Genomic DNA, 14,263 nt, shown 5'->3' with positions numbered 1-14,263 from the left:
ACTCAATGTGGCTGAGCTTGCTACGACGGCTTTGTCCCAAAAGTCGTCGCTAGGCACCAGGGATGACGGAAAACCCTATCGCCATCGCAGATGCGCGACAAACGGGTGTTTTCGGCACATTTCATTCCAATAGCCGGCAGAATTTTCCGAGTCGCAAAAATCAGTGCTTCCGCGACAATGCCACGGAAGTCCTGTGTGGTACGGGCTTTAGGTGCCTCGCTCAGATAGTGATCTCACCCTCGTCGCTACCATCCCAGTAGCGGATCGCCTTTGCGTCGACACGGATCATCACGACACCGGGTGTGTCGATGCCCTCGGGAAAGTACCGATCGAGATCCTTGGTCCAGTGATCGGCGAATGCAGCCTTGTCCTCGATCAGCGCAGCGGCACCTTCGACAGTTACAAACAACGGAGGACCGCCGAGCATACCGACGGCACCGGTATAGCTAAGCGTGACGTGCGGATCGGCACGCAGGTCAGTAATCTTTCGCGAGTTTTGGTAGGCGAAGAAATAGCTGTCGCCTTGGTATTCTACATCGCCGTTGTTGCTCATCGGGCGGGCTGTTAGGGTGCCATTGGGTGAGCGAGTGGCCATCATCGTGAAGTCCAACTTTGCCATCTTCTTTGACAGGTCGTGTAGGCTGAGGTCCGACATCGTGTTGCTCCTTCAATGTGGGGCCATGAAAGTTTGCCCAAGCGGTTGCAACGAACATGGTGGCATAACGGTCGCGTGCGCCGATACGACTATCGGTACAATCGGGACCAGTTTTTAGAAAATGGACAGGTGAGGCAGAGGCCCCTCCCCAGTTCTGCCAAGCCACCTCTGTTCGCAGTAGTTGCTACGAACCACTGCTCACGACTGCAGATAACGATCCGTCCGGATTGCGCCCTTCACGAATTAGTACAGCATCCTGTTGCACTTGTCGGATATCTTGCGGACTGCCTTCTCTAGCCGGCGGAAGCGCAACCTCGGCAATTCCCCCGACGTTAGCCGAACCATGGAGCGCACCTGCTATCTCGCGATCAAATTCGCCTGCTTCGATAGCGGCCCGCATGTTCACCAGGTAATCGGCAAAGCGGTCAGCGGGAATGAAGTTCGTCGTTTGACCACCGATCGTCAGTGTCGCACCATTTCGCGTCGTGGGCGTGAAGGCAACATGCTCGCCGTCACGGACGAACCATGTTCCTGAGTGAACACCGTCGGTCGCCCATGCCTTTTCGGCCAGATTTAAATCCTGCAAAACCTCGTCGCGGTCGGAAATTGGGTCAGCGGATGGCGACGAGACGACATCCTTCAAAGCAGACTTGGCCGCGTTAACAATGTTTTCTAGTGCCATTTCACTTCTCCAATACTGCTTCGGGACGTTATGAACGCAACGGTCTAATTCGCAGATTGGGCGCAGGTTCACTGAATCAAATCGCCAGCGCCTTTTTCGGACAAATTTCAGAAAGTGCATCGTTTCTACAGCGACAGAATGACCGCATTCGTGATGCAGATATTCTTCTAACGCATCGCGACGCTGCAAAAGCAGTTTAAAAAGGCTGATTAATCCTCCAGGTTGAAAAGCTAGGATCACACTAGCGTTCTCTTTATGTTCCGCTATGATCCGGGTATGGAACACGCACCCGAGTCGATGCGCGACGGCGCACAGCCCTTCAGTCAGACTCACACCCTGATTGCCGAAATCCTGCCAGAGCTTCGGCCTTGCGAGATGCAGACCATCTTTTTTCAATGCTTCGAAGACGGTCCTGAGACCCTCCTGGCGCCGATTGAGGCAGAGTTCGCGCGGCGCGGGCTGTCACCCTACGGTAAGTTCTCGACCGATTGCTTCTGATGGCTAGCGTGATTTCGCCGGAGCGGATTGCGGCCATTATCGAGGACGCGCCGGCATGGGCTTTGATCGGCCTTACTGCACCGCGCGATGGGCTGAGGGCAGACGCACGCCTGGAAGTGGCAAGGCATGTCTACGGTACTCTATATCAGCCCGTAGACGCTGAGACGGCGCAGATGGCTTTGCCCTGGTGATCCTGTGGGCAACACGCGGTTTAGGACGCTGGGTGATTTCACGAAGCACGAAGCTAATTTGGGATGCGTATGCTCGAAATGCGGACGTAAGGGCGTCGTGCACCGCCTGGTTTTAGCGAGGTGGTGCTACCTCAAACGCAAGAACATGGCGGTCGAATGCCTCCCCCAATATCTGCGGTGTTCGGCTTGCGGCAGTAGGCCAAATAGGATCGCACCGACGCCGCTACCGCCGTCCTTTCCCGGTTACGGTCGGGACGAACGCCAATGGAAGCGCTTCGAGCGGAAGCTGAGAGGGTAATATGGCTTTCTTGAAAGGGCGGGCGTCATCACCGACCATGTCTTTTACAATAGCCGCTGATGTCGGGTCGACCGTCCAGATGGGCTAGCATCACAGACGAGCGCCGGGAACACACTACAAGCTAGGCAGTTTCTATATACGCTGGAAGCGTCCTGCCCTTTCGGGGGGAACGGCGGTGAAAGCTCGCAATGCCCTGTCGGTCTTTGGATCGGCAGGGCATTTTCATAACTATGTGCGGAACCGACACCGGCTCGCACTGTTGTAGTGATAACCGGTAGGGCACTTGCCCCCCTTGGTCCCGCTGGTTCTAAAGCGCCCCGCTGCTCCCCCCGCAGCGGGGCATTTTATTGTCTGGGTCCTTTTAGACAATGGGCCAATCAGGCGTTTGCACCCGCAATGATGGCTTAAGAGACGTCAAAGCCAGAGATGCGACGGAGCCGTTTTCCTAAGTGGCGGGTTCAGTGCGGCATGTCCCTATCAACAGTCCCCTATGCGCTTGCCGTTGACGATGACCCGTTCATCCTCATGGATGTCACAGGCATTCTCGAAGATGCGGGTTTACGCACCTATGAAGCGGATCACGGTGATGCTGCGATCGCGATGCTCCCTGAGTACGCACACACAATCACCCTACTCTTCTCAGACGTCGATATGCCAGGCGATACTAACGGGTTCGCGCTCGCCCACCACGTGGCAGTGAACTACCCCTGGATCGAGATCGTTATCGGCAGCGGCCACCTGCGGCCGAAGGCGAATGATTTGCCCGAAAAGGCGACATTCGTGTCCAAGCCGTTCAATGTGCAGATGATCCATGGCCATCTCCGCGAGACCCTGCCAGATGGCAAGCTGCCCGAGCCCCTGAAAAAAGCGGTCTAGACTGGCGTTCATACCAAATCCAAAATGCCGAGCCAAAAAATTGCCGAAGTGTGTCAGGCACGAATGGCGATCGGCAGAGGATGGTAAAGTTCACGGGCCTAGCGGTGATGAGCTGAGGGTTGAAGAGTCCAAACCGGCTCGACTTACATCTAAAAAGACACCACTTTGCTAGCGTTTATCTCAGGTGACCTTTCAACTGGGGGGGCTCTCAGCCGTTGTTGATCGTCAATTAGTCGGTCTTATTCGTTGAAGCAATTTCATAGAATAAGATTTTGAAAGGTTGTGCGATTATTCGAGGAGCCCTACTTGCCCATCAGCTAAATGGAGCACTTAATGTCCGACGATACCTACCAGCCCAACGCTGTTGAACTCGCTACCGAGTTGACGATCGCTTGGCTCAGCAATCCAAATACCCGTACGTCGGCCGACGACGTTCCCGCATTTCTATCGCAGATGCACGCCAGCGTTCAGTCGCTTGTTGGCGGTTCGCAGACCGAAGAAAGTCCTGCGGAAGAGCCCAAGGAATACGTTGGCGCGGTAACGGCCCGGAAGTCCCTTGCCAGCCCCGATCACATCATCAGCATGATCGATGGCAAGCCGTACAAGACGCTGCGTCGTCACCTTGCCACTAACGGCATGACGCCAGTCGAGTACCGCGAGCGTTATGGTCTAAAGGCTGATTACCCCATGGTCGCTCCAACCTATTCGGAAGCGCGCCGCACAATGGCGAAGAGCATCGGCCTGGGTCGCAAGCCGGGTCAGAAGAATGAGACCAAGGCAGAAGCGGCAAAGCCTGCACCGCGTAAGCGCAAAGCTGACGACACCGCCGAGTGATGTCAGGCCGGCCTTCAGTAATGAAGGCCGGCCATCCCAGGCAGCTATTTCTTCTGCTCTCCCTGCGGCACGCCATTGTACGGAGGAGTGACGCTCTCAACCGGCTTGGCATCGAAAGAGTTGGGCCGCTTGTGATCGTTGCAAGCACCCAATGTCATCAGCAGGCTTAATAGAAACACACGCATCTGATATACCAGTATGAATGACCACGAGGCGGACCTCAATTTGGCCTAGTACGTCTCGATTAGGCAATTAATCCGTGACGGTAGAGCTCGCCAGGGAAATGGCTATCCCTCTTGGAGGGTTTTCATCACTAACGCGAGGTTTCCTTTGACCACGACATAATTGCCCTTCTCAAAGTTTACGGCACTTGCATCATTGCCGCCCCTGAAACGGCGCACAAAGTTTACGCGATCGACATTCACGACGGTCGGATCGCCCTCAGGACTGTGAAATTCCACGTAACCGTTCACACGTATTCCCCGACGGACCCGCCCAAATGCACTGTGTCACACATTGTCGGCGGTGTCCGGCGATCTGGCGGCAATCAAAGACGCTATTTCCGCTTCGTCGATCGTCCGATCTTCCCACGTGTCTTCCACCGCGATCGACTTTTCGTCATCGCGCATTGCGATCATTTCAGCGGCGGTAGCGAGCGCCTCGTCGAAGCTGTTTCGGTGAACACCCAGCGTGGACATCTCGCCGTCTTTACGGATTACGTAACGCATTGAGTTAGCTCCTGTTGATTGGAGTCACTAACCCAACCCAACAGGAATCCCTATGCGCTTCACGGATGCGTGCTCCGTTGCACAAACGCGCATGAGCAATGCCCCGTGGGTAAGAGGTTATCATACTGAGATCCTTGAACCTTTGGCGAGCACACCCATATCCGCTTCACTGTTCAACTACTGGAAGGAGGTGGTCGAATGTCTCATTGTTATATGCCGCTAACGGCGAACCAGATGAGTGCGACCCCCGCTGGCGGGGCTGTCCAGCTTTAAGGATCAAGCCATTAGTGGCTGACAATGGAAAGGCCGTCCCGCGAGGGGCGGCCTTTTGTGTTTCCTTCTGCTTGGTCAGAAAATTGCCGTTTTGTGCGCATCGCTCCCAGTCGCCTTTTAAAAAAGATCGTTCTCTAGCAAATGTTTAGCGGGCGTAGCGCTCTGAAAGAGGCTTCTCGCAGTCCGCCGCGTGGTGACATACCGCTGTCGCAAAAGTGGCGACATTCGAGACGTCCGAAACTTAGCACTTTCGCGACACGGCTGCGACGGTGCGCCACGTATCGTCAACGGCGAGCGGCTGTAGCGCCTCAGCTTGCTGGTGAGGGGTACGTCTTGTGCAGATGGGCGCCTACAAGATCGCAGCGTTAGCACGTTAATGCTGGACATCGATCCATCCTAAACCTTTTTGCGTCGCACTCTTACGTTTTGAATTTCATCCCCGTATAAATCCGATCGAAAGCTTCAAATGAGCGATCGGACAGGTTCATGAATGCCATTGTCAACCATATCGGTGAACTTGCGGACGCGGGCGAGCGGATGATCGAACGCTTACGGCGCAAGGCATTCCTACCCGAAAGCCGGAAGGGCCTCAATGTCCGCTTCGGAATTGCCGAGGCGGCGCAATTGCTCGGCTGTTCGACTAACCGGATCCGCATGGCCGAGGATGATGGTCGCCTCCCCCCTGCCCCGGCGGGTGAAAATGGGCGGAGACTTGGCTATTCGGTCGAGGAATTGCTGCAGATGCGCGAGGTGCTTGGCGCCTCTCCTGCCCGCTCCCCGCTTGATATCCCCGCGATTATCGCAGTGCAGAATTTCAAGGGCGGGGTGGGCAAGTCGACGGTCACCTGCCACCTGGCGCATTATTTCGCGGTGCAGGGGTACCGTGTGCTGGTGGTAGATTGCGATAGCCAGGCGACAACAACGACGCTGTTCGGGTTTAACCCCCATTTCAATATCACTCGAGAAGAGACGCTCTACCCCTATCTGTCGATTGATCCGACCCAGGCCGACCTGCTGTATGCGGTCAAATCGACGCCGTGGCCCAACGTCGACCTTATCCCATCGAACCTTGAATTGTTCGACGTCGAATATGAACTCGCCGCGGCGGGATCGGACGGGCAGTCGGTGCTCGCCGCCCGCTTCCGCAAGCTCAAACAGGGGCTGGCCGATCTCGCGCGCAATTACGACGTGGTACTGCTCGATCCCCCACCTGCTCTCGGGACGATCAGCCTCGCGGTGATGCAGGCGGCAAATGCGCTGCTCGTCCCACTCGCCGCGACGACGCCCGATTTTTGCTCAACCGTCCAATTTCTATCGATGATGAACCAGGTGCTGCAGCAACTCGCGCATGCCGGAATAGAGGTCGAATACAGCTTCCTCCGGCTTATATGTTCGAAGTTTGACAGCAACGATCCTAGCCACGCGATGGTCCGCACGATTATGGAACAGAGCTTCGGTCCAGCCTTACTCCCGGTGCCGATCTTGGAATCCGCCGAGATCAGCCATGCCGCGATGCGGATGATGACGATTTACGAACTTGAACGCCCGATCGGTACGCCCAAGACGCACAAGCGCTGCCGTGCCAATCTTGACGAGGCCATGGGGCAGATCGAGCAGCTCGTCCGGCAAGGCTGGGGCCGGGTCGAGCCCGCACGCGAGGAGGATCTACTCCATGTCGCGTGAGCCAGAATTGGTGCCGTCCTGCGCGGCTACGTTCTTAATAAATCCAATGCGGGAGGTGCCGCATGGCGCGTAAGCAATCCGACTATCTCGCGGCCTTGCTGGCCGACGAATCAGCCGAAATCGACACCGGCGTGCCCCCTGCCCCGTCCGCGCCCGAACGGACGCGTGGGACGACACTGCTCAACCGCGAGACTGCGCTAGCGCGCGTGACCAGCGGGGAAGTGCGACAAGTGACGCAGCTGCTGCTTGACCCCGCACGCGTGCGGATTTGGCCGGGTAATGCGCGCAGCTACCAGCATCTGACTGAAGAAGGCTGCCGCGAACTGATCGATTCCATTATCGCCGAGGGCGGGCAAAAGGTTCCTGCAGTGGTACGCCGTGTCAACGGCGATCCTGCGCATGACTTCGAGGTGATCGCGGGCACGCGACGCCACTGGTCGATCAGCTGGCTACGCGCGCATTCCTATCCTGAGATGCAGTTCGTGGCGCAGGTTGCCAACCTCGACGACGAAGCCGCATTCCGGCTTGCCGATCTCGAGAACCGCGCGCGGAAAGATGTGTCAGATCTCGAGCGTGCCCGCAATTATGCCGAGGCGCTCAAGGCGCATTACGGCAACCACCTGACGCGGATGGCGGAGCGGCTCAAGGTGTCAAAGGGCTGGCTGTCGAAGATGGTCAAGGTCGCACAGATCCCCGACGCGGTGATCACCGCGTTCGCCTCCCCCGCCGACGTCCAGCTCAAGCCTGCTTATACGTTGGCGCAGGCGCTCGACGACAAGGTTGCCGCAAAGGCTATTCAAAGTACTGCACGAGATCTCGCGCGCGAACAGGCTGAGCGGCGCAATCGGGGTGCGACCCCCTACCCTGCGGCCGACGTGCTGCGGCGCTTGCTCGAGGCGTCGAACGATCCCTCCGAAGCAGCACCCCCGTTCACATGGACCACGCCGCATGGGCGCCTTGGGCTCAGCATCCAGTCGAGCAACCGACAGGGCGTCACGATTCGACTTCATGCCGGGTCGGGCGCCGGGAACGACGAACTGCTCGACGCGCTGCGGCAGGCGCTCGTGCATCTAGAGGCCGAAGGCCGCGGACTGCAGCGGTGAGCATGTTTCCCCGGGGAAACGCTCTGCGTTCCCTATCAACACGGACGGTTGCCGCCAACACCCCGACGATGTTTCCCTGGGGAAACACTCAGGGCGTGACGGCATGACCCGCGCCGATCGTCAGAAGGTGTCAGAGCGGTTCGACCTGCTCCTCCCCTATCTCGCCGACTTGCCGCTGCGCGACCAGCGCGAGATGATGGAGCGTCCGTTCTTCAGCCTCGCCAAGTCGAAGCGAGTCAAGCCGATCGATTACCGCAGCCCCGACGGCAAGCTGTGGGTGCACGTCTCGGGCAACCCTGATTATGGGATGGCGACGATCTGGGACGCAGACATATTAATCTATTGTGCGAGCGTGCTTGCGGACATGGCCCGGCGCGGAGTCAATGACGTTCCGCGCAAGCTCCACCTTATGCCCTACGACCTACTCCGCGCGATCGGGCGGCCCACGACCGGACGCGCGTATGAGCTGCTTGGCCAGGCGCTCGACCGGCTGGTATCAACCACGATCAAGACCAACATCCGCGCCGAGAACCGCCGAGAGGCGACGTTCAGTTGGCTCGATGGCTGGACACAGTTGGTCGACGAAAAGACCGAGCGGTCGCGTGGGATGACGATCGAGGTGTCGAACTGGTTCTGGGAAGGCGTGATGATGCAGGGCGGCGTGCTGTCGATCGACCGCGCCTATTTCGACCTGACCGGCGGGCGCGAGCGCTGGCTGTACCGCGTCGCGCGCAAGCATGCTGGCGGGGCAGGGGAGGTCGGCTTCGCGATCGCCATGCCGACGCTGTTCGAGAAGTCGGGTGCCGAAGGGCAATATCGCCGCTTCAAGTTCGAGATCGCCAAGATCGTCGAACGCAACGAACTGCCGGGCTATGCGCTGGCCTTGGAGACGCCGGCTGGCAAGCGCGAGCCTTCGCTGCGGATGCAACGCCGCAGCGATATCGCGCGCCCTATTAAGACCGTGGCGGCGCAAAGGGCAAGAAGCGCTAAGGCTGCAGCAAGGCCAACATCAACCAACCCCGCTGCCGCGGCCGACGATGCGAATGAGACGATTGACGTAACAGCGCTGCTGCGACGTTCGCGGACCAGTCTGGCGACACGCGCGACCGCTGGCGAAATCACCGAGGCGACGATGGCAACGCTGCGAGCGGAATGCCCGGGATGGGATTACCAGACGTTGCACGATGAGTTTCGCACTTGGGTTGAGGCGGACAGCGCGCGCACGCCCGTGAGTTATCAGGCGGCGTTCATCGGCTTTGTCCGGCGCTACCATGAAAAGCACCGCCACGAACTTGGGCGTTAGCACTGCTTCGTCTTATGAACTGCATGCGCCTTGGGGAGGGCAGGGGAGCCGCGCGTACGTCAGAACCGCTATAAATGGCCCAACCGTTCCCGAAGTGTCGTGCTTGTAAATGTCCCTCCCGCTTGACGCTTGGGCATCTGTCGCAATTGAACGTCCCTTCGGACAAACCTTGCCGAACTGATTCAATTGCTCTTGAAAAACTACGCAATCGAGCGCGCCTTCGACACTCCAGGAACAAGGTTCGCTCCTTCAGGAACGCAAGGTCGATCCTTCGGGAACCTAGTGGTCGACATTCTAGGAACGAGACGACGACACATCCGGAACAGCATTATCGAGCTAACCCACGGAAAAAAGGGCGTTAAAGCGCATTAAAAGGCCAACTAACTCATTAACATCAGGTATAAACCCTCTAACCAACGACTTTTTATATTTTTGAAAAATGGATTAAGTCGTACCTGCATCCAAGTATTCACCACGACGCGTAGGTTAATTAGAGGCCTGCTTGCGGATCGCTAGAGAATGGAGTGGCCCGTCGTCGAAAGCGAAGATTATCTAATCGCGACGTAAACACCATTGGTAGTGGATCAAACCTACCCGGTTCTCCAGGGCCGGCTAGCCGTTAAACAAAATACGCGCCTCCTACGCCTTCTATGCCCGTCGCGTATGCTTTCGTGCGACGATAGTCGCAATCGCATTTCGCATCAGTGGGGCACGGCTGATTTCAGGCTGGCCACGCGTGTCGTAATGATCGTCCAGCGCTCGCTTGGCAGCTGCCTTCTCCGCTTCCGGTGCGTCCGTAAGGATCTGCCGCAACAGACCCGCCCGAACCGCCCACCGCTGGTTGTGAAGATAATCAAGGTTTGCGTCGATGCCGCTGCGGAAAAGCTCCAACTCCGTCATTTGCTCGGTTTTCCGTCGATCAGGATAGGCGTCACCCAGTTCGCGAACGGCAATAAACCGGCGGGTATGGGAGGCTCGGCCGTCACGATCGACCCACCGCGCACGCGATCCTGCCTCGACGGCGCCGACCATATCGTCGCGCCAAGTGTCGCCGACCATCAGCAGCTCACTGGCCTCGCATCCCAGGCGTGCCGTCAAGCCGGCATAGAACGCCCCGTCAGGCTTGATCACGCCTTCATCGAAGGAGAAGTGCCAAATATCCACCAGATCGCCCAGCAGGGCCTTTAGTGGGGCCGCATAGGGCAAGGCCAGGTTGGATGCGACGGCAACCCGCACACCCTGCTCTCGGACCCGATGAAGTGCATCGAGTGTGTCGGGGTATAGCGTGATCGTCGCCAGTTCCTCGTCCAGCATCACCAACTCAGCCTCCGGGTAAGGCAACCCCAGCGCAGCCGCATAATCGGCGAGGCCGATCGATTGGACCATCGGCGAGGGCAGGGAGTTCGCCCGGTCACGGGCCTGCCGGATCAGCCGCTCGAACGGATGCCGCTTGCGGCCGATATGGACCAGCGTGCCGAAGGCATCGAATGCTACCGCACGGGTGACCGGCGGTGGAGCATAGAGCCGATCGGCAGCGACGAGCAGGCGGGCGTACAGTTCGTCGCTGACAGTGCCGGCACGGATCATGGCATCGGCGACCACCGCCGCGTCCGGATCGGTTGGCTCGCGGAAGACAATGATCGCCTCGTCTCCCCGATCGCGGCCGGCCAAGTCAGCCAGCACGGCCGCGTAGGCAGCTTGCTCAGCTGGTGTGCGGAAACTTGGAGGGGCATCGCTCATGGCAGGATCGTCCTGTGTCGATGGGGTGGTGATGATCCTAGATTCGGCTAGACGGACTTTTCATTTATGCGGTTTGGCGGCGGAATAGGCTTGTTGCCGTTTTTCTAACACGATTAGGCGCGGGAATGGGAAAGTGATGCGAGACGTCAACGGGAGCGTAGATCAAATGGGTTCCAGCGACCGCATGCGTGCTGCTGGAGCTGATCTTCTCCGTGCGTATCGAGTGCAGAACATCGTGGTCATTATCGTCGGTATCGAACTTGCCATTGCGACTGCGCTGCGGTTGTGGAGCCTCTTCTAACGGGCACCGTCATCATTCCAGCCGCTATCCCCATGCTTGCACTGTGCAAGGATTCATCCCCCTTGGCGAACCAGTAGCCAGAGCAGCGCGGCGATGAGCAGGCTTGCGACTATCAGCATATTGCGCAGGCTGCGGGCTCGGCCATTGGCCACCTCCGCTGCATGGGTCGCATCGGTCCCCAGCTGAGCAATCTGATGCGCCTGATCGTCGAGCTGCGCTTTTTGCCTGTCCAGCAACCCTGCCTGGGCATTGAGCCGCTGATGCTGTTTCGCACGATCGTCTGCCTCATGCGCAGCACGTGCAATAGCAGTGCCTAACTCGGAGGGGGTATGGAAGACCTGGTCGGCCGACCGATCTGCCAGGCTGACATCGCTGTCGTGGCCAAGGGCCGTGTAGAAGGGCAGGTCTTTCCTCAGCAGCGCCGCGACAACCTCTCGTGATCCGGCGATCACATCAAGCCCTGCACCTCCTCCGCGGACAACAGCTAGTCCCCGGACACTGCCGTCGGTCGGGATCGCGTCCAGAGCCTGAAGAAAGGCATCTGGATTGGCAAAATTGGCCTTCACGAACTGCGGTTGTTGCTCGCATTTGCCCGAGGAGACCGACTGGGCAAGATCGCGCTGGCCGTTGTGCGACGTCAGCACGGCCAGTGCCTCGACGCCGTGGTTGAGGATAAACATGCTGAGCGGGATGCGCTCGCCCCGCTCGGGTAGCGGAATAACCCGTGTTGGCATTGCGACCGGTTTCCATTCGCCGACGACGTGGCCGACCAACATCACCTGCCAGTTTCCCCGCCAGACATTGTTGCCTGATCGGTTTGCCAGTTTGAACCGGAGGTGGCCCTCAATGATGACGGCCTGATCCTCCTGTGGGGCACATTCGGCCGGCACAGCGAACGAGACCAAGGCCGCACCCAGCGTCAACTCGCCGTATACGGTGGCATGGTCACCGTAGACACGAGGCTCTTTCACCTCCTTCGCGATACCCTTGACCGCAATGACACCGTCAGGTGCCGAGATGCGGATCAGATCGGTCAGCACTTCCGGCGTGAGTGGTGCTCTGCCGTAGGGAGAGGGCGGGGCACGGCGTTGATCGGTCATCGCGCCAGATAGCCAGGAGTTTCAACAGGCGTCCAGCCGCGGCAGGCTTGCACAGTGCAAGCCTCGGGATGCGTTTGAAAGGCTGTGGGGCTGGGCTTGCAGACTTGCACTGTGCAAGCCCGACCAGCCCCCCAATCGGTCAGCACAGCAGGCTTGGCCACGGACAGATCCATCTTCCCCCTCATGCCCGTCTTTCTGATCGTTTGCGTAAGAAGGCGATAGTGAGAAGGACTAGGGCAGGATATGTTGGATGGGAGCAGGTTTTAAACAGGATGGTTTTTGATGCCCGCAAAGCCCGGACAAAAGATGGTCGGCGCCTATGTCGATGAGGCTCTGGCCGAGCGGTTTGCGGCATGGGCCAGACAAACCGACGGTGGAGCCTCCGCCGCTCTTCGGCGCATGATTACCGAAGCGGTCGATGGGAACCCGCCGGCATCACCGGCGGGCGTGGGCACGGGTTTGCAGATCGGCGTGCGCCTTAAGCCTCCTGAGCGTGTCGCCTTGGCTGAGGCTGCACGGGACAGGGGGACCACCCCAGCGAACTGGTTGCGCTCGCTCGCCCTTGTTCATCTCACCCGTAAGCCGGCCTGGAACGACAGCCAGCTGGATGTCTTGCGACAGGTTGCATACGAGGTCCTGGCGATAGGGAGGAACCTCAACCAGATCGCTCGAGCCTTAAACGTTGCGGTTCAAAGCGGTGTATTTCCGCCTCACCAGCATGTTGTGGCACAGGAGGCGGCCGATTTTGTCCGCAGCCAGATGCACCGCATCGTGGCCACCATCACCGGTGATTACGACTACTGGGGATTACCCCAGGACGAGCGACCCAAACCGACACCTGGCGCCCGGAAACTTCGAGATGCCCGGGCAAAGGAAGCCGAGCGTCAGCGCAACAACCGGCCCCGGCGCAGGCCGGCACGCTTTCGCGATGGTGACGACTGAGACTTGCACAGTGCAAGCCTCAGTTCTGCTAGAAGTCTCTGGCAGCGCGGGGCCGCGAAGGTGTTTTGGGAAGGTCGAGCAGCTGGCTTCCCTCGAGCAGATCGACAACGTTGATGTTCAACGGAACGGCCAGATCCTGCATTGTGAGCAGGGTAGGGTTACGGCGTCCGCGCTCGATATCGCTGAGATAAGTGCGATCCATACCCGCCCGGAACGCGAGTTCTTCCTGCGTCAGACCGGCCGCGGCACGGTGACGGCGAACATTTCGGCCAACCAGTTCGCAAAGCTCCATCCGCCAACTGGCAGACGATTGTCGACTATATCACTATCGGATATAGTCGACATATGATGATGAATATGGCGTCGGACGCTTCAGCCCAGCTTGATCAGGACGCGCATATTGCGCGGTCCCAGGCACTGCACGACCTCGCCGAACGGCATTTTCGCGCGCTGGCACCGTTCCTTTCGCCCGTCCGCGCGCAGGATCATGCGAAGCGGTTAGCGCGTCTGCGCCCTGACGTCTGGACGGGAAGCAACGATCAGGCGGCATTCGTCATCGAACTGGCGGCCTGGACGGCTGACAAGGGGCGCAGCACGGCGCTGGAGCGTTACGCACGCCAGACAGCACTGCCGGCCGGGTCGGATGATGCTCGCGTTCTCACAGGCCTGCAGGCGAGCATAATATCGTTCTGGACCGTGCATGAGGTCCATCCAGTTGCCGGCTGGCTGCTCCGAGATCTGGCGAACGAGGGAACGCTCTGGGTCGTGGATGCCAGCCTTGGGCAGTATCTGGATAGGGTAGGGTCGCCCTGCTTCCTGGCGCGGCTGTTGCAGGCTGATAGCGGCGGCTTCTGGATGACCTGCGGTACGCTGTTTGCAGCTCCGGAGGCCCTGGCAAGCTTTGGGCTTGGGCGAGAGGGAGAAGGCGATGCTGTTCAGACCGGTTCCGAGCGTCATATCGCCCTTAGCCGGCAGAGCGCCTATGTCGCATTCCTTTACGCGCCGCTCCTGTCGATAGGGGGGTGAGGCTTGCACTGTGCAAGCCTCGATGGTGTC

The 14,263-nt window shown here is 58.8% G+C and carries 15 protein-coding genes; 9 read left to right on the top strand and 6 right to left on the bottom strand.

The window, feature by feature from the left end; genetic code table 11:
• Positions 1-220 precede the first annotated feature (220 nt).
• Both ASE72_RS07965 and ASE72_RS20185 read right to left on the bottom strand, forming a co-directional pair.
• Complete coding sequence (locus ASE72_RS07965; RefSeq protein WP_056019357.1) at positions 221-655, bottom strand: pyridoxamine 5'-phosphate oxidase family protein; 435 nt, start codon at positions 653-655, stop codon at positions 221-223.
• Between the two features lie 184 nt (positions 656-839).
• Positions 840-1,577, bottom strand: a complete 738-nt coding sequence (locus ASE72_RS20185; protein ID WP_156350291.1) for a hypothetical protein — start codon at positions 1,575-1,577, stop codon at positions 840-842.
• A 15-nt stretch (positions 1,578-1,592) separates the two neighbouring features.
• On the opposite strand from ASE72_RS20185, the gene ASE72_RS07960 reads away from it, so the two are divergent.
• The 4 genes from ASE72_RS07960 to ASE72_RS07945 all read left to right on the top strand — a co-directional run bounded on the left by ASE72_RS07960 (position 1,593) and on the right by ASE72_RS07945 (position 4,034).
• Positions 1,593-1,835, top strand: coding sequence for a hypothetical protein (locus ASE72_RS07960; RefSeq protein WP_056019355.1), 243 nt, complete (start codon positions 1,593-1,595; stop codon positions 1,833-1,835).
• The gene (locus tag ASE72_RS21165) at positions 1,835-2,026 is read left to right on the top strand and encodes a DUF6771 family protein (protein WP_056019351.1); all 192 of its coding nucleotides are present in this window, start codon (positions 1,835-1,837) and stop codon (positions 2,024-2,026) included. The genes ASE72_RS07960 and ASE72_RS21165 overlap by 1 nt, the downstream gene beginning before the upstream one ends.
• Before the next feature lie 766 nt (positions 2,027-2,792).
• Positions 2,793-3,200, top strand: a complete 408-nt coding sequence (locus tag ASE72_RS07950) for a response regulator (protein ID WP_056019348.1) — start codon at positions 2,793-2,795, stop codon at positions 3,198-3,200.
• Between the two features lie 333 nt (positions 3,201-3,533).
• Complete coding sequence (locus tag ASE72_RS07945) at positions 3,534-4,034, top strand: MucR family transcriptional regulator (RefSeq protein ID WP_056019362.1); 501 nt, start codon at positions 3,534-3,536, stop codon at positions 4,032-4,034.
• A 509-nt stretch (positions 4,035-4,543) separates the two neighbouring features.
• Here ASE72_RS07945 and ASE72_RS07940 read toward each other — a convergent pair.
• A complete protein-coding gene (locus tag ASE72_RS07940) occupies positions 4,544-4,762 on the bottom strand; it encodes a hypothetical protein (RefSeq protein WP_056019345.1) in 219 nt (72 codons plus the stop codon).
• 759 nt (positions 4,763-5,521) lie between these two features.
• Between ASE72_RS07940 and ASE72_RS07935 the strand changes: the two genes are divergently transcribed.
• From ASE72_RS07935 to ASE72_RS07925, 3 genes are all read left to right on the top strand, one after another.
• The gene (locus ASE72_RS07935; protein ID WP_056019342.1) at positions 5,522-6,718 is read left to right on the top strand and encodes an AAA family ATPase; all 1,197 of its coding nucleotides are present in this window, start codon (positions 5,522-5,524) and stop codon (positions 6,716-6,718) included.
• 62 nt (positions 6,719-6,780) lie between these two features.
• Complete coding sequence (locus ASE72_RS07930; protein WP_056019340.1) at positions 6,781-7,821, top strand: ParB/RepB/Spo0J family partition protein; 1,041 nt, start codon at positions 6,781-6,783, stop codon at positions 7,819-7,821.
• 103 nt (positions 7,822-7,924) lie between these two features.
• Positions 7,925-9,124 (top strand): replication initiator protein A, encoded by a 1,200-nt coding sequence (locus tag ASE72_RS07925; RefSeq protein ID WP_056019338.1) that lies wholly within the window; start codon positions 7,925-7,927, stop codon positions 9,122-9,124.
• 648 nt (positions 9,125-9,772) lie between these two features.
• Here ASE72_RS07925 and ASE72_RS07920 read toward each other — a convergent pair.
• The gene (locus ASE72_RS07920) at positions 9,773-10,864 is read right to left on the bottom strand and encodes an HAD family hydrolase (protein ID WP_056019335.1); all 1,092 of its coding nucleotides are present in this window, start codon (positions 10,862-10,864) and stop codon (positions 9,773-9,775) included.
• Between the two features lie 354 nt (positions 10,865-11,218).
• On the bottom strand, positions 11,219-12,265 hold the full coding sequence (locus ASE72_RS07915; RefSeq protein WP_082445892.1) for an exodeoxyribonuclease VII large subunit: 1,047 nt from the start codon (positions 12,263-12,265) through the stop codon (positions 11,219-11,221).
• A gap of 282 nt (positions 12,266-12,547) precedes the next feature.
• On the opposite strand from ASE72_RS07915, the gene ASE72_RS07910 reads away from it, so the two are divergent.
• Entirely contained in the window at positions 12,548-13,207 is a 660-nt protein-coding gene (locus ASE72_RS07910; protein ID WP_156350289.1) for a plasmid mobilization protein, read from the top strand.
• A gap of 28 nt (positions 13,208-13,235) precedes the next feature.
• Here the strand turns inward: ASE72_RS07910 and ASE72_RS19600 are convergent, their stop codons facing one another.
• Complete coding sequence (locus tag ASE72_RS19600; RefSeq protein ID WP_082445891.1) at positions 13,236-13,499, bottom strand: helix-turn-helix domain-containing protein; 264 nt, start codon at positions 13,497-13,499, stop codon at positions 13,236-13,238.
• Positions 13,500-13,552: 53 nt separating this feature from the next.
• Here ASE72_RS19600 and ASE72_RS07900 point away from each other — a divergent pair, with 53 nt between their 5' ends.
• Positions 13,553-14,233 (top strand): hypothetical protein, encoded by a 681-nt coding sequence (locus ASE72_RS07900; protein ID WP_056019319.1) that lies wholly within the window; start codon positions 13,553-13,555, stop codon positions 14,231-14,233.
• Positions 14,234-14,263 lie beyond the last annotated feature (30 nt).

The organism is Sphingomonas sp. Leaf20 (assembly GCF_001421535.1).
Classification (GTDB): Bacteria; Pseudomonadota; Alphaproteobacteria; order Sphingomonadales; family Sphingomonadaceae; genus Sphingomonas.
Note: the sequence above shows the minus strand (reverse complement) of the source record. Positions and strands in the feature narration are given on the sequence as shown.